Below are 24,105 nucleotides of genomic sequence, written 5' to 3' on the forward strand. Positions count from 1 at the left end.
GTCGGGCGGCCCGTCGGCGTTCCGGCGGCATTCCGAAGCGGTTCCTGCTCCGTGCGGTCGTGCCGGTCCGTGTTCGGTTGCGTTCGGTCCGATCTCCCGGGCGGTGCGCAAGCGTTGACATGCCTGGCGAGGCAGCTCTAACTTGTTCGAAACTCGGCGGTTCCGAGCAGAAATAAACACACCCTCGCTTTCGGGTCCTCCGGCAACCCCCGCCGCACGGGACCTTCGCACGCCCGCCGCCGTCCCCGACGGCCGCGGGAACCGCGCGCCCCCACACGCGAATTGGAGACCGCACCAGTGCCAGCCCTCCGCGGAAGAATCGCCACGGCCCTCGCGGCCGCGGCCGTCGTCCTCACCGGCCTGCCCCCGGCCACCGCCTCGGCCACCCCGCCCACCTCCGGCTGGACCGTCACCGTCGGCAGCCCCGTGACGTACAGCCACCCGACCGACACCCCGGCCGTCCCGTTCCTCGACAAGGACGGCAGCTTCTGGTTCCAGCAGTCCGCCGCCCTGTACGGCGCCAAGGACCCGCGCTACTGGGACTTCTTCACCGGCCGGGACTTCGACACCGCGACCCGTTCCAGCACCGTCAGCGACTACGTCAACCCGGCCAACAGCCAGGACCGCAACAACGACACCAGCTGGCGCTGCGACAACTCGCCCACCGGCCTGCAGGCCACCCTCGCCGTCGGCAGCGCCAGCTACGCGCACAAGAACTACTGCGACCTGTCGAGCATGTGGATCGACCCGGACACCGGCGACTGGTACGGCCTGGTGCACAACGAGTTCACCCCGCAGCCGTTCGGCGACGGCCTGCACTTCGACGCCATCGACTACGCCCGCTCCACCGACCAGGGCCGGACCTGGAGCATCCTGGACCACGTCATCACCTCGCCGTACAGCACGGCGCGCAACGACACCGCGGCCTTCCCCAACCAGACGTACTACTACGGCGACGGCGACCAGCGCCTGTTCGTCGACACCGCCTCCGGCTACTTCTACGTCTTCTACGGCTCCCGGGTGGTCGACAAGAGCGGCGGCTGGAAGGCCTTCCACGAGCACGTGGCCCGCGCCCCGATCTCCGGCAAGATGGCGCCCGGCACCTGGCAGAAGTGGTACAACGGCGCGTGGAGCGAGCCCGGCACGGGCGGCCGCGAGTCCAACATGGTGCCCGTGGACGGCTCCAGCACCACCGGCTACACCCCCGCCGCCGGCGAGTACAACCCGGCGAACACCGGCACCACCACCCAGCAGATCGCCGCCGGGACGACCCCGGCGACCTCGCCGCTGTTCGTCATGGACATCACCTGGAACGCCTACCTCGGCCTGTACATCGGCGAGCCGCAGGCCGTCGACCAGAGCGGCAACGCGCCCCAGCAGTACTACGCCACCGACGACCTGACGACCCAGAAGTGGTACCCGATCGGGAACAGCGGCAGCTACCACACCGCGTCCTGGTACCGCTGGTTCCTGGACAGCACCAACCGCACCTCCTCGGCGATCGTCGGCAAGAGCTTCCGCTCCTACTGCGCCTTCGGCTGCGCCAACAACGCCTCCGGCCAGTACGTCGACCTGACCCTCGACAACGGCGCGCCCGCCGCGCCGCCGGTCGACCTGTCGCGCAGCTACCGGATCGCCAACGGCTCCGGCCGGGTGCTCGCCCAGGTCCCCGGCTCCTCCGCCACCACCTCGGTCGCCGCCGCGACCGGCTCCGCCCTGGAGAGCTGGACCTTCGCCGCCAACGGCGACGGCTCCTACCGGATCGCCAACGGCTCCACCGGCCAGCTGCTCGGCGTCGACGCCACCGCCAACGCGGGCCGCGCCTGGGGCGCCAAGCCCACCGTCACCGCGGCCCCGGCAGGCGGCCCGACGGTCGGCCAGCAGTGGTTCCCGATCGCCGGGAAGAACGGCGCCACCGCCACCGGCACCTTCCAGCTGGTCAACCGCTACAGCGGGCTGGTGCTCGGCCTGTCCGCCGACAGCGCCCGCACCGCCGAGACCACGCCGGTGCGGACCTGGACCAACACCACCGGCAACAGCGTCGGCTCGACCCGCACCGCGGCCGAGCAGACCCTGACCCTGACCCCCGTCGGCAGCGCCCCCGAGACCGTCACCGTCGCCGGCCAGGGCGACCGCTCCAGCACCGTCAACACCGCCGTCTCGGTCCAGTTCACCGGCACCGACTCGCTCGGCAAGGCGCTCACCTGGTCCGCGACCGGCCTGCCCGCCGGGCTCTCGATCAGCTCCGGCGGCCTGGTCTCCGGCACCCCCACCACGACCGGCTCCGGCACGGTCACCGTCACCGCCTCCTCCGGCACCGCGACCGGCTCCACCAGCTTCACCTGGACGATCGGCTCGGTGCTCACCGGCGCCCGCCGCCTGACCGTCTCCGGCAAGGCGCTGGACGTCCCCAACCACTCCACCACCGCCGGCACCCAACTCGCCCTCTGGACGGCCAACGGCGGCGCCAACCAGAGCTGGACGCTGACCCAGCAGTCCGACGGCTCCTACACCTTCACCGGCGGCGAGTCCGGCCTCTGCATGGACGTGAACGGCGGCGCCACCAGCCCCGGCACCGCGATCATCCAGTGGACCTGCACCAGCGGCACCAATCAGCGCTGGAACGTCACCCCCGTCACCGGCGGCTACCGCATCACCAGCCGCCTCAGCGGCCTGGCCCTGACCGCCGCCTCCGGCTCCAACGGCGCCCTGATCACCCAGCAGACCGACACCGGAACCACCCTGCAGACCTGGTCGATCGCCTGACCCACCCCACCCCGACGGCCGGGCCGTCCACACCCCGACACGGGTGTGGACGGCCCGGCCGTCGATCTTGAACAATCGGGCCGTGCCCTCCCTCGTCGCCCCCGCCGTCCCGCCCGGCTCGCTCGCCGCCCGGCCGCAACCCACCCTGCGGGCCGGCCGGGACCTGCTGCTGCGCCCCTGGTCCCCGGACGACGCCCCCGCCGTCCTCGCCGTCTACCAGGACCCGGAGATCCAGCGCTGGCACGTGCAGCGTGCCGACTCGCTCGCCGAAGCGGCGGCCTGGATCGCCGACTGGCACGGCGGTTGGGCTGCCGAGAGCGGCGCGCACTGGGCCGTCACCGACGCCCGGACGGATGCCCTGCTGGGCCGCGCCGCCCTCAAACGCCTCTCCTTCGCCGACGGCTCCGCCGAACTCGCCTACTGGACGGCCCCTGCCGCCCGCGGCCGCGGCAGCTGCCCGCGCGCCGTCGAAGCCGTGGTCGCCTGGGCCTTCGGGAGCGCCGGCTTCCAACGTCTCGGCCTCCAGCACGCGGTCGCCAACACCGCCTCCTGCCGGGTCGCCGAGAAGACCGGCTTCGCCGCCGAAGGCGTCCTGCGCAGTGCCTGGCAGCAGGCCGACGGCCGCCACGACGTCCACGTCCACGCCCGGATCCGTGCCTGACAGGAAGTCAATTCTCTGTGCCGACAAGGTTTTCGCGATCGTCTCGGCGCCGGGCCGGACCGGCCGGGGTGCCGGGGAACGCCGGAGTCCCCGCCGGGGCGTCGGGCGCTCCGGCGGGGACTCGGGGGCGGCGTCAGGAGACGGAGACCGCGCTCCAGGCGGCGGCGATCGCGTTGTACTCGGCGGAGCCGGCGCCGTAGAGGTCCTTGGCGGCGTTCAGCGAGGCGGCGCGGGCACCGGAGTAGTTGGTGGTGGAGGTCATGTAGACGGTCAGCGCCCGGTACCAGATCTTGGCGACCTTCTGGTTGCCGATGCCGGTGACGGTGGAGCCGTTGCAGGTCGGCGAGTTGTAGCTGACGCCGTCGAGGGTCTTGGCGCCGCTGCCCTCGCTGGCGAGGAAGAACCAGTGGTTGCCGACGCCGGAGGAGTTGTGGACGTCCAGCCGGCCGACCGACTTGCTCCAGCAGTCGGCGGAGCTGCCGTCCAGCGAGGGCTTGTCGAAGCGGCGCAGCCACGGCGGGGTGGACTGGTCGGAGAACAGGTAGTCGCCGCGGTCGACCGCGTTGTGGGCGTAGAACTCGACCATGGTGCCGAAGATGTCGCTGGTGGACTCGTTGAGGCCGCCGGACTCGCCGCTGTAGCGGAGGTTGGCGGTGGCGCTGGTGACGCCGTGGGTCATCTCGTGGCCCATGGTGTCGAGGTCGACCTGCTCGGGGTCGGTGGTGCCGTTGCCGTCGCCGGTCATCATGCAGAAGCAGGCGTCCGACCACTGGGCGTTGTCCCAGTTGGTGCCGACGTGCACGAAGACGGTGGCGCCCTTGCCGTCGTTCTTGATGCCGTTCCGGCCGAAGGTGTTCTTGTAGTAGTCGTACGTCCAGGCGGTGTTGGCGTGGGCGTCGACGGCGGCGGTGGCCCGGTCGGTGGAGAACTTCTTGCCGTCGCCCCACACGTTGTCGGCGTCGGTGTAGAGGGTGCCGGAGGTCGCCTTGACGCTGCTCGCGGACAGGTTGTGGGCGTCCTTGGTGGTGTGGCCGCGGACCGGGTCGATCAGCGCGTAGCCGCCGCCGGCCTGCGCGGTGGTGTCGATGGTGACGTCGCCGGTGTACTCCGAGTGGCCGGTGCCGGCGGCGCTGTGCTCGGAGTCGTAGCTCTCGATGGCCTCGCCGGTGGTGGCGTCGGTGACGACGACCCGGCCGGTGGGCTGGCCCTGCTTGCCGGTGCCGCTGACGGTGGTCTGCCAGGCCAGGCGGGCGCCGCCGTCGGCGGCCCACACCACGAGCTCCGGCGCGGAGGTGGCGCCGGCGATGTCCTCGGACTCGCGCAGCGCGTTCGCGGCGCTGGTGTGCGCGGCGACGGCGGGCTCGGTGGTCTTCACCGTCGGGTTGTGGCCCTTGGCGCGGGAGGAGTCGCGGAGCCGGCCGCGGGCGTCCTGGTGGACCACCAGGTCGCCGCCGATCACCGGGAGTCCGTTGTAGGTGCGGTCGAAGCGGACGTGCTGGGTGCCGTCCGCGTCGGTGACGACGTCCTTGACGACCAGGGCCTGGCCGGGGCCGAAGCCGAACAGGTCGGCGTGCGAGGCGACGTTGGCCTGGGCCCGGGCGACCGCCGCGTCACGGCCGCCGGTGGCGGCGGAGGCGGTGCCGTACTGCACTCCGGTCAGGAGCAGGGCGGCGGTGGCGGCCAGCGCGGCGGCCGGGAGGGTACGACGGCGCGCGGAGGAGGAGGGGCTCACTCGGGACTCCAGTCGGGGTAGCTGAGGGGTAGCCGACCAGAATCCTGACGGTGAACATACAAACAGTTCTATTAACTGAACGGACCGTGACCGGTTCGTAGCCGTCGCGTCCCGGACCCGGCCCCGTTCTGGTTGCATGGTCGCCCATGAGTGCCATAGTCACGAGCGTCATCGCGGTCCTCGGCACGCTGCTCGGCTCGACGGTGACCCACGTCTTCCAGCAGCGCTCCGCCCGCCGCACCGAACGGGCCGGCCAGGAGGAGCGCCTGCGCCAGGAGCGGCTGGCCGCGTACGGGGCCTACGCGGGCCTGCTGGTGGAGTTCCGGCAGGCCGTGTTCCACCACTGGACCTGCCTGCACGAGGGCGAGGACGCCGCCGACGAGACCGCGATCCGGCGGCGCTCCTTCGAGCTGCGCTCGGCCACCCAGCACGCGCTGTTCCAGGTGCTGTTGAGCACCGGCTCCCCCGCCGTCGCCGCGGCCGCCGAGGAGGCGTTCACCGCCATCGGCAAGGTCGACCGGGCCGTCGACCGCCCCGACCTGATCGCCCGCCGGGACGCCACCCGCGACCTGGTCGACGCCTTCGTCGCCACCGCCCGCGCCCACCTCTGAGCCCTCCGGCCCGAGCCATCCGTCCCGAGCCCACGGCGCACCTGGGCGGCCGGGCTGTGGACGATCAGGGCGGGTCGAAGCAGTTCAGGACCATGGCCGTCCAGGACCAAGGCCGTCCAGGACCAAGGCAGTTCAGGGCAGCTCGGGCCGTTCCCGCAGGACGCGTTCCAGCGCGGAGCGGCCCGCCGGGCCCCAGTGCGGTTTGCCACCGGGCAGGCCGCGGTCGCCGCTCAGGCCCATCAGGATCAGGAACAGGCTCTTCAGCGCGGCCAGCCCGCGGGCCCGCCGGACCGCCGCCCCGTCCGCCCGCCCGTAGCGCTCGAAGAACCGGGCGGCGCCGCCCTCCGGGAGCAGCAGCCAGGCCGCCGCGAGGTCCCAGGCCGGGTCGCCCGCGAAGAGGTCGCCGAAGTCGACGACGCCCGCCAGGGTGCCGTCCGCGACGACGACGTTGGCCGGGTGCAGGTCGCCGTGCACCCACAGCCGCGGGCCCGCCCAGGCGGGGGCCGCGACCGCGTCCGCCCACACCGCCCGGACGTCCGCCTCGACGGCGGGCCCGAGTTCGGCGCCCCGCAGGAAGTGCTCGAACCCCTCGGTGTACCGGCCGGGGTGGCCGCCGCGGTCCGCGGCGTCCGGCGCGTCGGCGGGCGCCTCCGCGTGCAGCGCCGCCAGGAAGTCCGCCAGCGCGTCGGCCGCGTGCTCGCCCCGGGTGATCGCGCCGTGCTCCAGCGGCGTGCCCTCGACCCAGGTCATCACCGTCCACGTCTTGGGGAAGCGCTCCGACGGCACGCCCTCCCGCACCGGGACGGGGATCGGCAGCGGCAGCCGCGGGGCCAGCACCGGCAGCCACCGGCGCTCCTTGAGCTGCGGCCCCGGGCCGGTGTCCATCCGCTGCATCCGGACGGCCAACTCCTCGCCCAGCCGCCACATCTGATTGCCCCAGCCGCCCGCCACCTCGCGCACGGACAGCCCCGCCAGATCCGGATGCTGCTCCCGCAGCAGATCCCTGACCAGTTCCTCGGTGATCTCGATCCCGGGTGCGGGTGCGGGTACGGACTCGGGAGCGCGTGCGGGTTGGGGTGCGCGTGCGGATTCGACCATGGTGGCCCACCGTACCGGAACCACCCCGGGGGCAGGCTCAGCAGCAGTACGACGCCCCTTCGGCCCGGGTGAAGTCGCCGAGCGCGAAGTCCCGTGCGGGGACGGTGAAGTAGGCCGAACCGGCGTCGCCCCAGCCCCAGCGCAGCTCGGCGTCCTCGGCGAGCTGGAGCAGGTGGACGGCGGGGCCGTCGGCGTCCCGGGCGGTGACCTGGGCGGTGTAGGAGGTGTCGGGCCAGCCGAAGGCGCAGTGCCGGCCCATGGTGTTGCCGTCCAGGTCGCCCATCGCCTCGATGAGCAGCGAGGTCGCGCCCCAGTGCGCGTCCCGGTCGAAGTCGAGGTCGCCGTCGTCCACGTCCCAGCAGTCCGGCAGCATCACCGTCCCCGCCGCGTGCACCGGCCGGGCCGGGTACCCGGTGGCCGGGGCGGGCGCGGCCCGCTCGACGGCGCGGGTCGGATCGGCGGCGAGCACCCGCCAGGCCGCCGGGCCGGAACTGTTCAGCTCCCGGTACACCTCGCACGGCACGTCCGGGTCGAAGTGGAAGAAGTTGAGCAGCCCGGGCCGGACCGGCAGCTGCCCGCCGAGCCACGGGGCGAGCGCGTCGGTGTCCAGCACGGCGAGCAACGACAGCGGGACGCCGTCGAGTTCGGGCCACGCCGCCCCCGGCTCCAGCAGCGCGGGCCCGCCCAGCCGGGAGCGCCCGGCGGCCGGACGCTCCGCCGTCGCCCGCTCCAGCCGGAACCCGCGCCGGGCCATCGCCGCGAACTGCGCCCCGGCCCGCTCCCCCAGCCGTTCGACGCAGATCCGGTGCAGGGCGGCGGAGTTCTCGAATTCCATCCCGCCATCCTGCCCGTCCCCACCGACGACGGGCCGGGCGGGGCCGCCGTCGGCGGGGGCCGGTACGGTGTGGCACGCCGGGGGAGCGACAAGAATTCGAGGAGTGTCCATCGTGCTGTCCGAGACCGAGCAGAGCGCCGAACCGGTCGGCTGGGAAGCCGAGTTGGAGCGGGCCTTCACGATCCTGCTGGCGGGGCGGACAGCGGAGGCCGGGGCCCGCTACGGGGTCTACCACGCCTCGGAGACGCTGGACGAGTTCCTGTTCCCCAACGACTGGACCACCCCCGAGGTTTTGGTGGACCCGGCGCCCCGCCCGCTGCCCGACACCGACGGGCCGTACCCCTTCTCGCCCTGGACCTGGCGGTTCGACCTGCCCGGTTCGCTGTTCCGCTTCGACCCCGACCTGGTGGACCGCACCGGCGCCTGGGGCCCCGACGGCCACAAGGGGGCCGGCCCGTTCGGGGCGGGGTTCACCGCCGAGCTGCGTACCCTCGCCACGGTCGACGAGGACGGCGGACTCCTGCTGCCCGGCGCGGAGTTGGGCCCGTTGCTGGCCCGGCACGGGGTCGACCTGAGCGGCGACGGGGCCGAGAAGCTGAACACCTGGCTGACGGTCCTGCTCCGGGTCGCCACCGACGGCACCCTGCACGACGCGATGCGCGCCGCCACCTTCACCGAACGCGGCCCCGCCCACCTGGTCTCCCCCGCCGACCTCCGCCACACCCGCACCGCCGCCGCAGACCCGTGGGAGCAGCGCCTCGCCGCACTCACCCACCCGGGCCTGCGCGACCACCTGCGGATGCTCTCGCTCACCGGACGGGACTCCCGCAGCGAGGGCGGCCACTACTACGGCACCGCGCACTGGCCCTGGTCCGACCTGCTCGACGCGACCGGCTGCGCCCTGGTCGCGGGTTGGGGCTTCGGCGAGTCGCAGGCCGGCACGGCGGTGGTCCGCCTCCCGGCCGCCTGAGCGCCCGGTCCTGATGCCCAGTGCGTGCGGGGGCGTCGGGCATCCGGCGCAGCGGCTCGTCCCGGAGCGGGTCCGGTTCCCGGAAATCCGCTTGCCATGGGCGCTGACCTGCGACGATGATGCGCGCATGAAGCACCTCATCCGCCCCGTCACCGCCGAGGACTGGCCCCTCGTGAAGTCCCTGCGGCTGGACGCGCTGCAGGACCCGCTGGCCGGGATCGCCTTCCTGGAGACCTACGGGACCGCGCTCGCCCGGCCGGACGAGTTCTGGCAGCAGCGCGCGGCGGGCGGCTGGGGCGAGGTGGTGTCGCGGCAGTTCGTCGCCGAGCGGGCGGACGGCGGCTGGGACGGCTCGGTGACGGTGCTGATCGAACGGGCCGGCGGCAACGACGTCCTCGGGGAGCCCGCCGAGATCGACCAGGCGCACCTGGTCGGCGTGTTCGTCCGCCCCGAGCAGCGCGGCACCGGCTTGGCCCGCGAACTGTTCGCCGCCGCCGTCGAGTTCGTGCACGGCCTGACCGACCCGGCGGTGTCCCGGGTCCGCCTCTTCGTCCACCAGGACAACACCCGCGCCGAGTCCTTCTACCGCCGGATCGGCTTCGCCCCCAGCGGCCTCACCCACCCGGCCCCCGGCGACGGCTCGGCCGTCGAACGGGAACTGGTGCTGGGCGAGGACGGCATCCGCTGAGCCCGTCGCCGCACCGGTCCCGGCCCGCCACGGGCTCCCGGCCGGGGTGGCCGCCGCCGGGTCAGGGCAGGATGCCGGCCCGGCGGGCGGCGGTGACCCAGGAGGGGAACTCGGAGAGCAGGCGGTCGTAGAGTTCGGGGTCGGGGAGGGTGCTGATGTCGTCGACGGCGAAGAAGCCGACGTTGTCGACCCGGCGGCCGGGGAGTTCGCCGAAGCGTTCCAGAACGCCGTAGCCGGACCGGCCGAGGCCGACGAACTGCCAGAAGACGGGTTCCTCGACGGCGGCGCGCAGTTCGCGCTCGATCTCGGCGTTGCGGTAGACCCCGCCGTCGGAGAAGAACAGCACCAGGGTGGGGGCGGCGGCCGGGTGGCGGCGGACGTACTCGCGGACCTCCGCGATGACCTTCTGCTCCTCGTTCTGGATGCCGACGGCCTTCATGTCGATCCGCCCGTCGGGCTGCGGCGGGCGCGGGCGACGGCGGCCGAACAGGCTCAACTCGCCGACCCGGACGTGCAGTCGGAGCCACTGCGGCAGCTCGGGCAGGCGCAGGTCGGGCAGCCGGGCCGGGTTGCTGGCGAAGGTCCAGGCCTGCATCTCGCCGTCGTCGTCGAGCTGCGCGGCGACGGCGGCCATCCGCTCGACCACGTCGGCGACCACCCCGCGCGCGTAGAGCGTGCTCATCGAGCCGGAGGCGTCCAGCACCAGGATCACCCGCGCCGTCAGGTCCTGGGCGCCGTGCTTGCGCAGGCTGACGGCGACCTGCTGCTTGCGCAGCGAGAGGCGCTTGCGCATGTCGACGGGCAGGTGCTCCTCCCCCGCGCCGATACCGCCACCGGTACCGGCACCGGCGCCCGGGTCCTGACGGCCCGTCGGCTGCACAGCGGCAGGAGGCGCGGGGAGCGTAGGAGGCACCGGCGGGGCGGCCGGCGGGGCGGCCGGTGGGAGGACGGGGAGCCCGTAGGTCGCGGCGAGGCCGGTGAGGCCGTCCGCGTAGCCCTGGCCGACGGCGCGGAACTTCCAGTGGCCGTCGCGGCGGTAGAGCTCGCCGCAGACCAGCGCGGTCTCCCGGCCGGCCTCGATCGGGAAGCGGGCCAGCGGGGCGCCGGTGCGCGCGTCGCCGAGCAGCAGGGTGAGGTCGGGGACCTGGCCGAAGGTGGCGTCGCCGACGGTGGCCGCGACGAACACGATGCGCTGGACGGCGGGTTCGACGGCGCCGAGGTCGACCTCCAGGCGTTCCGCGGGGGCGTCGGCGGTGCCGGTGCGGCCCCGGTGGGCGACGGCGCCGGAGGAGTGCCGGGGCAGGTGCGCGCCGACGTGGTCGCCCCGGTCGCGGACCCGGCCGTCGCCGAGCAGCAGCAGCGCGGCCACGGCGATCCCGGGCGTGCCGGGCCCGGCCCGCCGGCCCAGGTCGATCCGGACGGTGTCGGCCTCGATCGGCAGGTTGGCACCCTTGGCCAGTTCTCGCACGGTCACCTCCTGTGCTCCTCAGTCTGCCCGTTCCGGCGGGGCCGCGTCGCCGCCGCGGACGACGGTCACGGAAGACGGTCGCGGACAGCGGTCGAAAACGACGGCCGCAAACGACAGCCGCAAACGGCGGTCGCGGACGGCGGTCGGTCGTGTCGGCCGGTGACCTCAGCCGGTGACGGCGAGTTCGGCCACCACGGCGCGGTGGTCGCTGCGGGCCATCGCGTGCTCGCTGACGGAGACGGCGGTCAGCGCGGGGCCGTGCAGGACGTGGTCGATCTGGATCAGCGGCGGGGCGTCGTAGTCGGGGTGGTCCTGCGGCCAGGTCGGGAAGAGGCCGGCGCCGAGCTGGGCGTGGGTGTCGGTGAGGCCGGTGGCGAGCAGGTCGCGCATCGGCTTGTGGTCGAGGGTGGCGTTGAAGTCGCCGAGCAGGACGGCGTTGCGGGTCCGTCCGGGCGCGGCCGCGCGCAGCCGGTGCAGGCCGTCGGCCCAGGCGCGGGGGTCGCCGAGGGGGTAGTAGGTGTGCACGGCGACGATCTGCACGGGCCGGCCGCCGACGTCGACGGTCAGGTTGGTGGTCGGCCAGGCCGGGTCGGGGCCGGAGCTGACGGGCAGTCGGGTGTAGAGGACGGTGTCGCCGTGCGCGGGCTTCTCCCGGTGCGGGAGCAGTTCGCGCAGGCCGGCCCGGTCGAGGGCGTCGGCGGCGGAGTCGCCGAGCTCCTCCATGGCGAGGACGTCGACGCGCTGTTCGCGGACCAGGTCGACCACGGCGCGGGGCGAGATGCCGCCCATGAAGGCGTTGCTGGTGGCGACCCGGAGCCGGGGCGCGGCGGCGGGGACGTCCGCCCCGTCGGGGACGGTCCTCGGCAGCACCCACCACAGTTGCAGCACGGCCAGGGCGGCGGCTAGGCCGACGGCCCACCAGCGGCGGAGCGCGGCGAGGGCGGCGAGGGTCAGCAGGGTGAGCAGGGCCGCGTGCGGGAGGAAGGACATCGGCAGGGCCCAGCGGGTGCCGTCGTCGAGTCCGAGCAGCCGGGCGGCGGCGAGGGCGGCGGATCCGGCCAGCAGGAGCAGGCAGAGCGCGAGGGCGGCCGTCCGCAGCCGGGGGCGGCGTCCCCTCGCTGCGGTGTGCTCCGGCGTTCCGTCGGTCATCCGTCCTCCTCCCGCACCGGCATGATCATCCGTTCGGGGGGAGGGACGCGCCCGGACGCCGGACGGTTCCGCCGCCCGCGCCCGGTGGGCGGGGCGGCGGAACCGTGGCCGGGGGTCGGCGCGGGGGGGGCTACTTGCTGGTGCTCCAGGTGGAGCGCGGCGTGGCCTGGCCGGTGCGCAGCGAGGCCGGGTCGACGTCGATGTCGGCGTAGAAGACGCCGAGGTTGTAGCCGTCGCCCTGGGTGTTGACGGTGACGGTCACGTCGGTGTCGCCGTTGCGCAGGAAGGGCGAAACGTTCCAGCGGTTGGCGTCGTAGCCGAAGGAGTTGGGGTAGGCGGGGTTGCGCGGGAAGCGCTGGGCGGGGTCGGCGTTGTCGAGGTTGGAGGTGAAGGCGTCGTCGGCGGGGTGCAGGGCGTCGGTGAACCGGGTGAGCGGGCCGTTGGTGGACTTCAGGTCCATGGTGTCGCCGGTCCACTTGTGGTCGCCGTCGTAGACGACCCAGCCGAGGTGGCCGGTGACGGGGCCGCTGGCGGGGGTCCGGATGCCGGACAGAGTGCCGGACAGGGCGGGGCTGTTGGGCAGTTCGGGCTGGAAGCCGTCCCAGATGTGCAGGTGGCGCATCGGGTCGCAGTCGTTCTCGTAGGCGACGACGATGGTCCAGCCGCCCCAGCTGTGCGGCTTGACGACGGAGTCCATGTCGGCGGCGGTGTAGGTGCCGGAGCCGTGCTTGCGGACCATCTCGGTGATGTCGGAGGATGCCTGGTAGCTGCTCTCGTCGTCGGTGGTGATGTAGCCGATCGAGGGCTGCTGGTTGGCGACGTTGGTGTACTCGGGGTCGCCGGGGAACTTCAGGTAGATCTCGTCGATCTGGCTCTCCGGCAGCACGGTGCTGCCGATGCCGCGGGTGCCGCCCCAGTAGAGGCGGGCGTACTTGACGGTGGCGCCCTCGGGCAGTTGGAGGTCGGCGGAGCTGGAGGAGTAGATCGGGTCGCCGAGCGGGCCGAACTTGCCGGGGCCCTCGATGTTGACGTACTTCATCTGGTACTTGTTGTTGATCGGCATCGCCCCGTCGCCGTTGCGGGCCTGTTCGCAGGGTGCTTGGGCCGGATCGACGGGGGGCTTGGTCTCGTCGCAGGTCATCAGCGAGTTGCTGATGTGGGTGATCCCGCCGTGGAAGTCGCCCTGGAAGCGGGTGGTGAACGGCAGCCGGTTCTCCGCGAGGGTCTGGGCCGCGGCGCGGCCGTGCGCGGTCGGACGGCTGTCGGTGGAGTAGGCGGCCGGGGCGGCCAGGGTGCACGCCGCGACCGCCAGGGTGGCGGAGACGGTCAGCGCGCGGCGCGCGGTGCGGGGACGGGACAAGGCGGACTCCTCGGGTCTGGCCTGGGCGGCCGGGGACGACTGTCCTCCCACCTGACCATCCGTCAGACATTCCAGCCCGCTATTGGGCCGAACGGCGGCATTCCTGGGAGCGTGCCGCTGGGCCGAACGGCGGCATGTCTGGGAGTTCCCTGACAGCTCCGCCGCCCGGCCCGGCCGGAACGCCCGTCCCGGACCACCCGTCCCGGGGGCGGGGACACCCCGAAACGCACAGTACGACAATCCGATCAGTGAGAGGGTGTCACGGCTGCGAGAGCACGTTACTGGGGCCGCCGAAGCCGGAGTTGACGGCCCGTCCGGTGCCGTTGACCACGGAGTCGATGCCGCCGGAGCCGTTCAGGAAGACGGTCAGCAGGTCGTGCAGCCGGACGCCGGGGCGGCTCGGTGCCTGGAAGGCGGTGGAGCTGTGGATGTCCACGCCCTGGTTGAAGAACGAGTAACTGCCCATGCCCCAGCCCTCGAAGGACCGCACCCGGTCCCCGACGGCGAACGCCGGGTAGCCCTTCTGGGTGCGGGAGGCCATCCAGACGTCCTGGCTCGGGACTTCGTACGGGTTCTCGTTCTGGAAGAACACCACCCGGCCGTCCTCGCCGTTCCAGACCGTCTCGGTCTTCTGGAAGTGCTCGACGGCGAGCCCGGTGGCCACCACCCGGTCGCCGTTGACGACCAGGCCGGTCTCGCTCCGGGCGGTGTTCCAACTGCCGCCGCCGGCACCGTGGTCGGCGCGCCAGATCCAGGCGTCGTCGATCAGGGTGTCGTCGCTGTTGACCTCCAGCGCGGTGGTGGCGTAGCCGTCGCGGGCACCGCCGACCCGGAAGAACACGTCGGAGAGGCCGATCGGGTCGCGGTCGTGGCGGTCGTGGCGGTCGTGGCTGCCGCGCTCGCCGACCTGCACCAGGACCCGGGAGTTCTCCGGACCGGCGTCGACGATCAGGCCGGAGACGTCCACACCGTCCACGTCGGCGATCCTGATCGCCGCGTCGCCGCGGGTCGGGACCAGGGTGGCGAAGCCGAGGCCGAGCACCTTGGTGCCCGGGCGGGTGACCTTCAGCGCCTCGGTGAGCTCGTACACGCCGGGGGTGAAGAGCAGGTTGCGGCCACCCCGGAGCGCGGCGTTGATCTGCCGGGCGCTCGCGCCGGGCCGGACCACGTAGAAGCCGTCCAGCGGGAGCGAGCCACCGGCCGCGACACCACTGTCCGCGACGCCACCGCCCGCAGCGTCACCGCCCGCAGCGCCACCGGCCCAGTCGGTGCCCGCCGAGTCGCGGCGCAGCGCGGGCACGGCGACCCGGTAGGCCCCGGCCGGGTCGCGGTACAGGTAGGGGGCCTCGCGGGTCGCGGGGCAGGTGTCGAGGGTGGTGTAGGGCGCGGCGGCCGGGTCGGTGGAGAAGGACTGCGCGGGGGCGCCGGGGGTGCCGCAGAAGACCTGGTTCCAGACGCCGTTGGTCCAGCCGTCCAGTTCGCTGTTGCGGGTGAAGAACTGCTGCTGCGAGCCGTTGATCACGGTGCCGCCGGTGAACTTCGAGTCGGCGATGAAGCCACCGCTGGCCCAGGCCGGCGAGCCGGTGCAGTAGTCCATCAGGGTCAGGTTGCCGTTGACGTGGACCCGGCGCAGCGGCGCGGCCTGGGAGACCGCCCAGAAGTCGGTGTTGGCGTAACAGCCGCTCTTGCCCGCCACGTTGACGGTCAGGTTGCTGAGCGAGCGCCAGAAGTTGGTGGTGGCGTAGCACTTGGCCCGGTCGCCGTCGACGCACTGGTTGTAGACGTCGACGGAGCCGTTGAGGACCACGTCGCCGGGGTCGCGGCCGAGCCCGGCCACCGACTCGTAGAAGCCGACCGAGAAGTTCAGCGGGTCGGCGGCGGTGCCGTAGGTGCCGGGCTCGAACAGGACCGCGTAGCGCTCGGCGCCGAACTCGTTGCCGGCCTGGGCCTGGGCGAGGGCGTCCAGGCGGTGCTGGATCTCGGCCTTGGGCATGCTCGGGTCGAGGACCAGGACGTGCTCGCCGAGGCTGCCGCCGCCGGGCGGGACGGCACTGTCGGCCGCTGTCCCGGCCGCCTGCGCGGTGGGCGCGAGCAGGGCCGCGACGAGGGCGGTGGCGGCGCCGGCGGCGAGGCCGAGGCGGCGCGGTCCGGTGGCTCCGGTCAGCGGTCCGGTGGCTCTGGTCATGGGGGCACACCCGTCTGGTGAGGTCCGGGGGGACGGCGGCGCGGCGTCCGGGGCTCCGGCCGACCCGAGGTCGGCGACGCACCGCCACCGCTTAGTTCAGGCCGAGATTTAACGTATGAGAAAAGTGGGCGTCAAGACTCCGGGACGGGCGGGTTCCCGCCGCGCGTCGGCGCGGCCGGAACCCGGCGGGGCCCGGCCGCGGCAACGCGCCTGGTCAAGGGAGGTGACGGGGGGTCAGCGCCCCAGCAAGCGGGCGGCCTCGGCGCGCATCTCGACCTTGCGGACCTTCCCGGTGACGGTCATCGGGAAGGCGTCCACCACCCGCACGTACCGGGGCACCTTGTACCGGGCCAGCCGCCCGGCGCAGAAGGCCCGCACCGCCTCGGCGGTGAGCGGCTCGGCGCCCTCGCACATCCGCACCCAGGCCATCAGCTCCTCGCCGTACTTCTCGTCGGGGACGCCGATCACCTGGACGTCCAGCACGTCGGGGTGGGTGTGCAGGAACTCCTCGATCTCGCGCGGGTACACGTTCTCGCCGCCGCGGATCACCATGTCCTTGATCCGGCCGGTGATCGACAGGTAGCCGTCCGCGTCCATCACCGCCAGATCGCCGGTGTGCATCCAGCGGGCGGCGTCGATCACCTCGGCGGTCTTCCCGGGCTCGCCCCAGTAGCCGAGCATCACCGAGTAGCCGCGGGTGCACAGTTCGCCGGGCTCGCCGCGCGGCACGGTCCGGCCGGTGGCCGGGTCGACCACCTTGACCTCCAGGTGCGGCCCGACCCGGCCGACGGTGGAGACCCGGCGCTCGACCGAGTCGTCCGCGCGGGTCTGGGTGGAGACCGGGGAGGTCTCGGTCATGCCGTAGCAGATCGACACCTCGGCCATGCCCATCCGGCCGATGACGTCCTTCATCACCTCGGTCGGGCAGGGCGCGCCCGCCATGATGCCGGTGCGCAGGCTGGACAGGTCGTAGGAGTCGAAGTCCGGGTCGGCGAGTTCGGCGATGAACATGGTCGGCACCCCGTACAGCGAGGTGCAGCGCTCGGCGGCGACGGCGGCCAGGGTGGCCGAGGCGTCGAAGGCCGGGGCCGGGATCACCACGCAGGCGCCGTGCGAGGTGGCGGCCAGGTTGCCCATCACCATGCCGAAGCAGTGGTAGAACGGCACCGGCACGCAGATCCGGTCCCGCTCGGTGTAGCCGCACAACTCCCCCACCCAGTAACCGTTGTTGAGGATGTTGTGGTGCGAGAGGGTGGCACCCTTGGGGAAGCCGGTGGTGCCCGAGGTGTACTGGATGTTGATCGGGTCGTCGGCGCCCAGCTCGGCCGCCGCCCGCTCCAGCAGCGCCGGGTCGCCGGCCCGGCCGGCCGCCACCAACTCCGCCCAGTCCGGGGTGTCCAGCAGCACCACCTGCGCCAACTCGGGGCAGCGCGGCCGGACTTCGGCGACCATCCCGGCGTAGTCGGAGTCCTTGAAGCGCTCGGCGGCCACCAGCAGCCGGATACCGGCCTGATTCAGCACGTACTCCAACTCGTGTGCGCGGTAAGCCGGGTTGACCGTCACCAGGACGGCGCCGAGCCGGGCCGTGGCGTACTGCACCAGCACCCACTCGGCCCGGTTCGGCGACCAGATGCCGACCCGGTCGCCCCGGCCGACCCCGAGCGCGGCCAGGCCAAGCGCCACCGCGTCCACATCGACGGCGAGTTCGGCGTACGTCCAGCGGCGCCCGGTCGCGCACTCGACCAGCGCCTCCCGGGCCGGGTGGGCGCGGACCGCCCGGTCGAGGTTGGCTCCGATGGTGTCGCCGAGCAGCGGCGCGGCGGACGGGCCGGAGGAGTAGCTCAGCGGACGCGGGTCGTGCGGCACGGGTGCCTCCTGGACGTGCACGGGCAGGACCCACCCATGCTGCGCATCGCGGCGCGCGTTGACCAGAGGACGCCCCGGGGACGCCGGTCCGGTCGGTGCGCCCCGCCCGGTCGGTCCGGCCGGTTCAGTCGGCGAGGGTGCGGTCCCCGATCACGTCCAGGTTGCGGAAGGTCGGCGGACCGTCGCAGAGCGCGGCGGCCCGGGCGGCGAACTCGGTCGTCTCGGGGCGCTGCGAGTTCTCCATCGCCACCTCGTAGGACGGGAACTCGACGATGTTGAGGTAGACGTCCGTACCGTCCCGGTCGCGGGCCTGCAGGGCCCGTACGGCCAGCCGGTGGCCCTCGTTCTTGGCGGCCCACTCGTCCAGCAGCGCGTTGAACTCGTCGATCCGCCCGGTCCGGTACTCGATGATCTGGATGAAGTGCACCGGAGACCTCCCGGGGCCCGGCGGTCGGACGCCGCCACTCGCCCCTTCCAGCCTCCGCACCCCGGCGGCGGACCGCAAGGCCGAGCGGCCCGGCCGCCTCCGGGCGGTCCGGACACCTGGAGCATCCGCCCATGATTGATTAGGCTAACCTAACCTAAGTAGGCCGCAGGTCTGCGATCTGCGCATCCGCGTACCCGGGAGCCCCCATGCCGTTCACCGTCCGCACCTCCGCCCTCCCCTGTCCGACCGCCCGGTGACGGCCGGCGTCGCCGGGGACGGCTTCGGCGGACGGGTCGCGCTGGTCACCGGCGCGGCGCAGGGCATCGGCGCGGCCGTGGCCGCGCTGCTCGCCGAGCGCGGCGCCCGGACGGTGGGCGCCGACCTGCACGGCGCCATCGCCGAAGGGCCCTACCCCGTCCGGGAGTTGGACGTCACCGACGGGGCCGCCGTGGAGGAGCTGGTGGCCGAGGTGGAGCGCACGGTCGGCCCGGTGGACGTGCTGGTGAACGTCGCGGGCGTGCTGCGGGTCGGCCCCGCGCTGGAGCTCACCGACGAAGCTTGGCAGCACTCCTTCGCCGTCAACACCACCGGCGTGTTCCACACCTGTCGCGCCGTCGGGCGCCGGATGGCCGGACGCGGCCGGGGCAGCATCGTCACGGTCGGTTCCAACGCCGCCGGGGTGCCGCGCACCGGCATGGCCGCGTACGCCGCCGCCAAGGCCGCCACCGCCATGTTCGTCCGCTGCCTGGGCCTGGAGCTGGCCGGCTCGGGCGTCCGCTGCAACCTGGTCTCCCCCGGCTCCACCGACACCGACATGCAGCGCTCGCTGTGGACCGACCCCGGCGCCGAGCAGCGCGTGCTGACCGGTGACCCGGCGAGCTACCGGGTCGGCATCCCGCTCGGCCGGCTCGCCGACCCCGCCGACGTCGCCGAGGCCGTCGCCTTCCTGGCCGGCGACCGGGCCCGGCACATCACCATGCACGACCTGTACGTCGACGGCGGGGCCACCCTGCGCGCCTGACGCTCCGTCAATCATCTTTTCCTGAAACGTCCTTGACCAGCCAAAGCCCCGGCCGCCCGCCCGGCCGGGCGCCACCACGAAGGGACCCCGATGACCACGGCCTCCGAGCTTCGGCCGCCCGCGGCGGCGACCGGCAGCGACCTGCTGGCCGCCTACCGGTCCGGGCCCGACCGGGCCTTCCTCACCACGCCCACCCGCACTCTGCTGGCCGAGGGCGTGCACCGCGCCGTCGAGGACCCGGCGGCGGCCGCCCGGCTACTGGCCGCGGCCCGGCCCGACGGCGGGCGGCGGCTGCTGGTCGGCGCCATCCCGTTCGCCCCCGGCGCGCCCGCCCGGCTGTTCATACCCGAACGGGTCCGGCAGGCCGGTCCGGTGCCGCCGCCCATCGGCGCGCCGCTGCCCACCGGCCTTGCCGCGGACGGGCGTTGGCACAGCCACCCGGTGCCCGGGCCGGACGGATACCGGGCGGCCGTCGCCGAGGCGGTGCGCCGCCTGGCCGGTGCCGGGCCATTGGAGAAGGTCGTGCTGGCCCGCACCCTGGAGCTGACCGCGCCCGGCGGCGCCGACCTGGGCGCGATGGCGGCCCGCCTGGTGCACCGCGACCCGCACGGCTACACCTTCGCCGTCCCGGCCGGCGGCGCCGCCACCCTGATCGGCGCCAGCCCCGAACTGCTGGTCTCCCGGCGCGGTGACCGGGTGGTGTCCAACCCGCTCGCCGGTTCGGCCGCCCGCAGCGCCGACCCGGCCGAGGACCGGCGGCGCGCCGAGGCCCTGCTGGAGTCCGCCAAGGACCTCGCCGAGCACGCCTTCGTGGTCGACGCCGTCCGGGCCGCGCTCGCCCCGTTCTGCACCGACCTGGCCGTCCCCGTCCGGCCGACCCTGCTGCGCACCGCCGCGATGTGGCACCTGTCCTCCACCGTGACCGGCGTCCTGCGCGCCCCTGCCACCAGCGCCCTCGACCTGGCGCTCGCCCTGCACCCCACCCCCGCGGTCTGCGGCACCCCGACCGCCCTGGCCCGGGACGCCATCGGCGAGTTGGAGCCCTTCGACCGCGGCCTGTACACCGGCGTGGTCGGCTGGGGCGACGAGCGCGGCGACGGCGAATGGGTGGTGACGCTGCGCTGCGCCGAGGCCGACGGCGACCGGCTGCGGCTGTTCGCGGGCGCGGGCATCGTCGCCGCCTCCGATCCGGAGCTCGAACTCGCCGAGACCGCCGCCAAGTTCGGCACCTTCCTGGAGGCCGTCGGCCTGGCCGGCCCGGCCGGTGCCCGATGACCCCCGGCGAGGCCGCCGCCGAGGCAGCTGTCGAGGCAGCTGTCGAGGCAGCTGTCGAGGCGGTGAGCACCCGCCGCTGGTCGGCCCGCCCGCCGGAGCCGGGCCTGCGCCAGCACCCCGCCGGGGACGAACGGCCGGACGAGCGGCCGCAGTTCCGCACCCACCCGATCGCGCCGCAGGGCCCGGAGGACCCGCGATGAGCCCGCACCCCGACGAAGCCGCCGAAGAGCGCGCGCCGGAGCCGCACCCCGCCGAGCTCCACCCCGCCGAGCTTCATCCCACCGAGCAGCACCCCGCCGAGCAGCACCCCGCCGAGCAGCACCCCGCCGAGCTGTACCCCGCCGAGCTGTACCCCATCGAGGTGGCCGCCCGCTGGCGGGCCGCCGGGTACTGGACGGGCGAGCTGCTGGACGCGGGCGTCCGCCGGCACGCCGCCGCCACGCCGGACCGGATCGCCGTCACCGACCGGGCCCGGCAGTGGAGTTACGCCGAACTGGACGCCCGGGCCGACCGACTGGCGGCCGGGCTGGCCGCCCGCGGGCTGCGCCCCGGTGACCGGGTGGTGCTGCAACTGCCCAACGTGGCCGAGTTCTTCGAGGTGTTCTTCGGCGCGCTGCGGGCCGGCGTGGTGCCGGTGCTGGCGCTGCCCGCGCACCGGCGCGCCGAGGTCTCCTACTTCTGCGCGTTCGCCGGGGCCCGGGCGCTGTTCGTACCGGACCGCCACGAGGGCTTCGACCACCGGGAGTTGGCGGCCGAGGTGCGGGCGGCGGTGCCGCAGCCGCCGGAGGTGTTCGTGGTCGGCGAGCCCGGCCCGTTCACGCCACTGGCCGAGCTGCGCGCCCCCGCCGGGGTGCCGGTGCCCGCGCCGCCGCGCTCCGGCGACCTGGCGTTCCTCCAGCTGTCCGGCGGCTCGACCGGCCTGCCGAAACTGATCCCGCGCTGCCACGACGACTACCTGTACAGCGTCCGGGCGTCCGCCGAGATCTGCGAACTCGGCCCGGAAACCGTGTACTTGTGCGCGCTCCCGGCGGCGCACAACTTCCCGCTGTCCTCCCCCGGCACGCTCGGCACCTTCCACGCGGGCGGCCGGGTGGTGCTCGCCCCCGACCCGAGCCCGGCCACCGCGCTCGGCCTGGTCGCACGCGAACGCGTCACCCTGACCGGCGTGGTGCCGCCGCTCGCGCTGGCCTGGGCGAACGCCGCCGAGGCCGACCCGGGCCGGTACGACCTGTCCAGCCTGCGACTGCTCCAGGTCGGCGGGGCCAAGCTCAGCGCGGAGGCCGCCCGGCGGCTCGGCCCGGCGCTCGGCTGCCGGCTCCAGCAGGTGTTCGGGATGGCCGAGGGGCTGGTCAACTACACCCGCCCCGAGGACGACGAGCAGACCGTGCTGACCACCCAGGGCCGCCCGATCTCCCCCGACGACGAGATCCGGATCGTCGACGACGCGGACCGCGACCTGCCCCCCGGCGCGTCCGGCCACCTGCTCACCCGCGGCCCGTACACCATCCGCGGCTACTGGCGGGCGCCCGAGCACAACGCCCGCTCGTTCACCGCCGACGGCTTCTACCGCACCGGCGACATCGTCCGCCGCACCCCCACCGGCCACCTGGTGGTGGAGGGCCGGGCCAAGGACCAGATCAACCGCGGCGGCGAGAAGGTGGCCGCCGAGGAGGTGGAGAACGTCCTGCTGGCCCACCCCGCCGTGCACGACGTCTCGGTGGTCGCCGTCCCCGACGCGTACCTGGGCGAACGCTCCTGCGCGTACGTGATCCTGCGTCCCGCCGCGCGGCGGCCCCGGCCGGTCGAGCTGAAGGCCTTCGTCCGGGCCGCCGGGCTGGCCGAGTTCAAGGTCCCGGACCGGGTGGAGTTCGTGGCGGCGTTCCCGTCCACCGGCATCGGCAAGGTCAGCAAGAAGGACCTGCGCGCCGCCAACTGATGATTCCCGCAGGCCCGTTCACCGAGAAAGGCTTCCGCTCCCCATGGCCCTGCCCGCCATCGCCCCGTACGAACTGCCGACCGAGCTGCCGCCGCGCCGCGTGCCCTGGCGGGTCGACCCGGGGCGCGCCGCCGTCCTGGTGCACGACCTGCAGCACTACTTCCTGGACGCGTTCCCGGCCGCCGGGCCGCCGCTGGAGCCGGTGCTCGCCAACGCCGCGCGCATCCTGGCCGCCGCCCGGGCGGCCGGGCTGCCGGTGTTCCACTCGCACCAGCGGGGCGGGCAGAGCGCCGAACAGCGCGGCCTGCAACTGGACTTCTGGGGCCCCGGCCTGCCCGCCGAGGAGCGCGCGCAGGCCGCGCCCGCGCCCGTCGCGCCCGTCCCCGGCGACCGGCACGTGCGGAAGTGGAAGTACAGCGCCTTCGTCCGCACCGAGCTCGCCGAGCAGCTCGCCGAGCTCGGCCGCGACCAGCTGGTGATCGTCGGCGTGTACGCCCACATCGGCGTGCAGCTGACCGCCGCCGACGCCTGGCAGCGCGACCTGCAGGCGTTCGTGGTCGCCGACGCGGTCGCCGACTTCTCCGCCGAGCAGCACCGCGAGGCGCTGCGCTGGGTAGCCGGCAAGTGCGCCGTCGTCCTGGACACCGCCGAGCTGCTGGAGACCGTCGAGTGACCGCCGCCGAGGGTAGGTTGGTCGCCGACCGGGTCACCCTCCGGTACGGCGACCGGCCGATCGCCAGTGAGCTGACCGTCGCCGTCCCCGACCGCTCCTTCACCGTGGTGGTCGGGCCGAACGCCTGCGGGAAGTCCACCCTGCTGCGGGCCTTCGCCCGGCTGCTGAAGCCCAGCGCCGGGCGGGTGCTGCTCGACGGCGAGCAGATCGCCGCCCTGCCCGCCAAGCAACTGGCCCGCCGGCTGGGCCTGTTGCCGCAGTCCTCGACCGCGCCGGACGCGATCACCGTCGCCGACCTGGTCGCCCGCGGCCGCTACCCGCACCAGGGGCTGCTGCGGCAGTGGTCGGCCGAGGACCGGCGGATCGTCTCCGAGTCGATGACCGCCACCGACGTCGAGGCGCTCGCCGACCGCTTCGTGGACGAGCTCTCCGGCGGTCAGCGCCAGCGGGTCTGGCTGGCGATGGCGCTCGCCCAGCAGACTCCGCTGCTGCTGCTCGACGAACCCACCACCTTCCTCGACCTCGCGCACCAGGTGGAGGTGCTCGACCTGTGCGCCCGGCTGCACCGCGAGCAGGGCCGCACCCTGGTCGCGGTGCTGCACGACCTCAACCAGGCCGCCCGGTACGCCACCCACCTGATCGCGCTGCGCGACGGCGCGGTGGTCGCCGAGGGGCCGCCCGGCGAGATCGTCACCGCCGAACTCGTCGAGCGGGTCTTCGACCTGCCCTGCCAGGTGATCGCCGACCCGCAGACCGGCACCCCGCTGGTCGTCCCGCTCGCCCCCGGCCGCCGGTGACGCCCGTCCTGGCGGCGCCCGTCGCCGTCCGCACCGACTCCCGGGACGCCGGGGCGCTGTACGCGCTGTCGCTGCCGTTCCTCCGCTCGGGCGCGCTGCGCGCCCGCACCCCGGACGACTACCGGTGCGCCGCGGACACCTTCCTGGTGGTCCGCGGCGCCGCCGGGCTCGACGCCTGCGCCGCGCTGCGGGTCCTCGCCCCCGAACCCGGCCACCCCGCGACCGGCGTCCTGCACAACCTGTGCGTCCGGGTGGACCGGCAGAACCTGGGCCTGGGCGGCGTCCTGATCACCGCCGTGCTGGCCGAGGCCCGCCGGTCCGGGCTGCGCGCCGTCCTCGCCGCGACCGTCACCGACGGCACGCCCTTCCGCCGCCACGGCTTCACCGAGATCCCGCCCGCCGCCGCGCCCCCGTCCTGGACCGCCACCCTCGACCCGGCCCGCCGCGCCCGGGTCTTCCGCCGCCTCCTCACCCCCTGACGGCACCCCCTGACGGCACCCCCTGACGGCCGAAAAGCCGTTGCCCGCCGCCCGGACCGGCCCCACCATGTGGGGGTCCGACCCGACCCCGCCACGGAAAGCGAGCCG

Annotated in this window: 21 protein-coding genes; 12 read left to right on the forward strand and 9 right to left on the reverse strand. The window is 74.2% G+C overall.

Annotation, left to right across the window (positions count from 1 at the left end; genetic code table 11):
* The first annotated feature begins 297 nt into the window (after positions 1 to 297).
* Positions 298 to 2,766: an RICIN domain-containing protein gene (locus ACIOHG_RS24965; RefSeq protein ID WP_400953815.1), complete on the forward strand. Its 2,469-nt coding sequence runs from the start codon at positions 298 to 300 to the stop codon at positions 2,764 to 2,766.
* Positions 2,767 to 2,848: 82 nt separating this feature from the next.
* Positions 2,849 to 3,427 carry a GNAT family N-acetyltransferase gene (locus ACIOHG_RS24970; protein ID WP_400953816.1) on the forward strand — a complete coding sequence of 193 codons (579 nt, stop codon included), beginning with the start codon at positions 2,849 to 2,851 and terminating at the stop codon, positions 3,425 to 3,427.
* Between the two features lie 133 nt (positions 3,428 to 3,560).
* On the opposite strand, the gene ACIOHG_RS24975 is transcribed toward ACIOHG_RS24970, so the two are convergent.
* On the reverse strand, positions 3,561 to 5,159 hold the full coding sequence (locus ACIOHG_RS24975) for a M4 family metallopeptidase (protein ID WP_400953817.1): 1,599 nt from the start codon (positions 5,157 to 5,159) through the stop codon (positions 3,561 to 3,563).
* A 146-nt stretch (positions 5,160 to 5,305) separates the two neighbouring features.
* Here ACIOHG_RS24975 and ACIOHG_RS24980 point away from each other — a divergent pair, with 146 nt between their 5' ends.
* Positions 5,306 to 5,770 carry a hypothetical protein gene (locus ACIOHG_RS24980; protein WP_400953818.1) on the forward strand — a complete coding sequence of 155 codons (465 nt, stop codon included), beginning with the start codon at positions 5,306 to 5,308 and terminating at the stop codon, positions 5,768 to 5,770.
* Positions 5,771 to 5,902: 132 nt separating this feature from the next.
* Here ACIOHG_RS24980 and ACIOHG_RS24985 read toward each other — a convergent pair whose 3' ends face one another.
* On the reverse strand, positions 5,903 to 6,868 hold the full coding sequence (locus tag ACIOHG_RS24985) for a phosphotransferase (protein WP_400953819.1): 966 nt from the start codon (positions 6,866 to 6,868) through the stop codon (positions 5,903 to 5,905).
* Between the two features lie 37 nt (positions 6,869 to 6,905).
* Positions 6,906 to 7,703 carry a DUF1963 domain-containing protein gene (locus ACIOHG_RS24990; RefSeq protein WP_400953820.1) on the reverse strand — a complete coding sequence of 266 codons (798 nt, stop codon included), beginning with the start codon at positions 7,701 to 7,703 and terminating at the stop codon, positions 6,906 to 6,908.
* A gap of 103 nt (positions 7,704 to 7,806) precedes the next feature.
* On the opposite strand from ACIOHG_RS24990, the gene ACIOHG_RS24995 reads away from it, so the two are divergent.
* Together ACIOHG_RS24995 and ACIOHG_RS25000 are read left to right on the forward strand one after the other, a co-directional pair.
* Positions 7,807 to 8,673, forward strand: a complete 867-nt coding sequence (locus tag ACIOHG_RS24995) for a hypothetical protein (protein ID WP_400953821.1) — start codon at positions 7,807 to 7,809, stop codon at positions 8,671 to 8,673.
* 127 nt (positions 8,674 to 8,800) lie between these two features.
* A complete protein-coding gene (locus ACIOHG_RS25000) occupies positions 8,801 to 9,361 on the forward strand; it encodes a GNAT family N-acetyltransferase (RefSeq protein WP_400953822.1) in 561 nt (186 codons plus the stop codon).
* A gap of 61 nt (positions 9,362 to 9,422) precedes the next feature.
* Here the strand turns inward: ACIOHG_RS25000 and ACIOHG_RS25005 are convergent, their stop codons facing one another.
* From ACIOHG_RS25005 to ACIOHG_RS25030, 6 genes are all read right to left on the reverse strand, one after another.
* Positions 9,423 to 10,835 carry a VWA domain-containing protein gene (locus ACIOHG_RS25005; protein WP_400953823.1) on the reverse strand — a complete coding sequence of 471 codons (1,413 nt, stop codon included), beginning with the start codon at positions 10,833 to 10,835 and terminating at the stop codon, positions 9,423 to 9,425.
* Between the two features lie 159 nt (positions 10,836 to 10,994).
* Positions 10,995 to 11,978: an endonuclease/exonuclease/phosphatase family protein gene (locus tag ACIOHG_RS25010; protein WP_400953824.1), complete on the reverse strand. Its 984-nt coding sequence runs from the start codon at positions 11,976 to 11,978 to the stop codon at positions 10,995 to 10,997.
* Positions 11,979 to 12,108: 130 nt separating this feature from the next.
* Complete coding sequence (locus ACIOHG_RS25015; RefSeq protein WP_400953825.1) at positions 12,109 to 13,338, reverse strand: hypothetical protein; 1,230 nt, start codon at positions 13,336 to 13,338, stop codon at positions 12,109 to 12,111.
* Between the two features lie 259 nt (positions 13,339 to 13,597).
* Entirely contained in the window at positions 13,598 to 15,523 is a 1,926-nt protein-coding gene (locus ACIOHG_RS25020; RefSeq protein WP_400953826.1) for a hypothetical protein, read from the reverse strand.
* A 234-nt stretch (positions 15,524 to 15,757) separates the two neighbouring features.
* Positions 15,758 to 17,389, reverse strand: a complete 1,632-nt coding sequence (locus ACIOHG_RS25025) for an AMP-binding protein (protein ID WP_400953827.1) — start codon at positions 17,387 to 17,389, stop codon at positions 15,758 to 15,760.
* A 124-nt stretch (positions 17,390 to 17,513) separates the two neighbouring features.
* Positions 17,514 to 17,816 (reverse strand): hypothetical protein, encoded by a 303-nt coding sequence (locus ACIOHG_RS25030; protein WP_400953828.1) that lies wholly within the window; start codon positions 17,814 to 17,816, stop codon positions 17,514 to 17,516.
* Between the two features lie 253 nt (positions 17,817 to 18,069).
* On the opposite strand from ACIOHG_RS25030, the gene dhbA reads away from it, so the two are divergent.
* The 7 genes from dhbA to ACIOHG_RS25065 all read left to right on the forward strand — a co-directional run bounded on the left by dhbA (position 18,070) and on the right by ACIOHG_RS25065 (position 23,997).
* Entirely contained in the window at positions 18,070 to 18,837 is a 768-nt protein-coding gene (gene dhbA, locus ACIOHG_RS25035) for a 2,3-dihydro-2,3-dihydroxybenzoate dehydrogenase (protein ID WP_400953829.1), read from the forward strand.
* A 90-nt stretch (positions 18,838 to 18,927) separates the two neighbouring features.
* The gene (locus ACIOHG_RS25040; RefSeq protein WP_400953830.1) at positions 18,928 to 20,112 is read left to right on the forward strand and encodes an isochorismate synthase; all 1,185 of its coding nucleotides are present in this window, start codon (positions 18,928 to 18,930) and stop codon (positions 20,110 to 20,112) included.
* Positions 20,109 to 20,312 (forward strand): hypothetical protein, encoded by a 204-nt coding sequence (locus ACIOHG_RS25045; protein ID WP_400953831.1) that lies wholly within the window; start codon positions 20,109 to 20,111, stop codon positions 20,310 to 20,312. The genes ACIOHG_RS25040 and ACIOHG_RS25045 overlap by 4 nt, the downstream gene beginning before the upstream one ends.
* Positions 20,309 to 22,048 (forward strand): (2,3-dihydroxybenzoyl)adenylate synthase, encoded by a 1,740-nt coding sequence (locus ACIOHG_RS25050; RefSeq protein ID WP_400953832.1) that lies wholly within the window; start codon positions 20,309 to 20,311, stop codon positions 22,046 to 22,048. The genes ACIOHG_RS25045 and ACIOHG_RS25050 overlap by 4 nt, the downstream gene beginning before the upstream one ends.
* Before the next feature lie 43 nt (positions 22,049 to 22,091).
* On the forward strand, positions 22,092 to 22,721 hold the full coding sequence (locus ACIOHG_RS25055; protein ID WP_400953833.1) for an isochorismatase family protein: 630 nt from the start codon (positions 22,092 to 22,094) through the stop codon (positions 22,719 to 22,721).
* The gene (locus ACIOHG_RS25060) at positions 22,718 to 23,518 is read left to right on the forward strand and encodes an ABC transporter ATP-binding protein (RefSeq protein ID WP_400953834.1); all 801 of its coding nucleotides are present in this window, start codon (positions 22,718 to 22,720) and stop codon (positions 23,516 to 23,518) included. Before ACIOHG_RS25055 ends, ACIOHG_RS25060 begins: the two co-directional genes overlap by 4 nt.
* Entirely contained in the window at positions 23,515 to 23,997 is a 483-nt protein-coding gene (locus ACIOHG_RS25065) for a GNAT family N-acetyltransferase (protein WP_400953835.1), read from the forward strand. The genes ACIOHG_RS25060 and ACIOHG_RS25065 overlap by 4 nt, the downstream gene beginning before the upstream one ends.
* The last annotated feature ends 108 nt before the right edge of the window (positions 23,998 to 24,105 follow it).

The sequence above is a fragment of the Kitasatospora sp. NPDC088134 genome (genome assembly GCF_044741705.1).
In the GTDB taxonomy this organism is placed as follows: Bacteria; Actinomycetota; Actinomycetes; order Streptomycetales; family Streptomycetaceae; genus Kitasatospora.

Bases quoted from the DNA above. Each gene is read 5' to 3' on its own strand.
- ACIOHG_RS24980 (WP_400953818.1), top strand. From the start codon at position 5,306: ATGAGTGCCATAGTCACGAGCGTCATCGCGGTCCTCGGCACGCTGCTC.
- ACIOHG_RS24985 (WP_400953819.1), bottom strand. From the start codon at position 6,868: ATGGTCGAATCCGCACGCGCACCCCAACCCGCACGCGCTCCCGAGTCC.
- ACIOHG_RS24990 (WP_400953820.1), bottom strand. From the start codon at position 7,703: ATGGAATTCGAGAACTCCGCCGCCCTGCACCGGATCTGCGTCGAACGG.
- ACIOHG_RS25000 (WP_400953822.1), top strand. From the start codon at position 8,801: ATGAAGCACCTCATCCGCCCCGTCACCGCCGAGGACTGGCCCCTCGTG.
- ACIOHG_RS25010 (WP_400953824.1), bottom strand. From the start codon at position 11,978: ATGACCGACGGAACGCCGGAGCACACCGCAGCGAGGGGACGCCGCCCC.
- ACIOHG_RS25020 (WP_400953826.1), bottom strand. From the start codon at position 15,523: ATGACCAGAGCCACCGGACCGCTGACCGGAGCCACCGGACCGCGCCGC.
- ACIOHG_RS25040 (WP_400953830.1), top strand. From the start codon at position 18,928: ATGACCACGGCCTCCGAGCTTCGGCCGCCCGCGGCGGCGACCGGCAGC.
- ACIOHG_RS25045 (WP_400953831.1), top strand. From the start codon at position 20,109: ATGACCCCCGGCGAGGCCGCCGCCGAGGCAGCTGTCGAGGCAGCTGTC.
- ACIOHG_RS25050 (WP_400953832.1), top strand. From the start codon at position 20,309: ATGAGCCCGCACCCCGACGAAGCCGCCGAAGAGCGCGCGCCGGAGCCG.
- ACIOHG_RS25055 (WP_400953833.1), top strand. From the start codon at position 22,092: ATGGCCCTGCCCGCCATCGCCCCGTACGAACTGCCGACCGAGCTGCCG.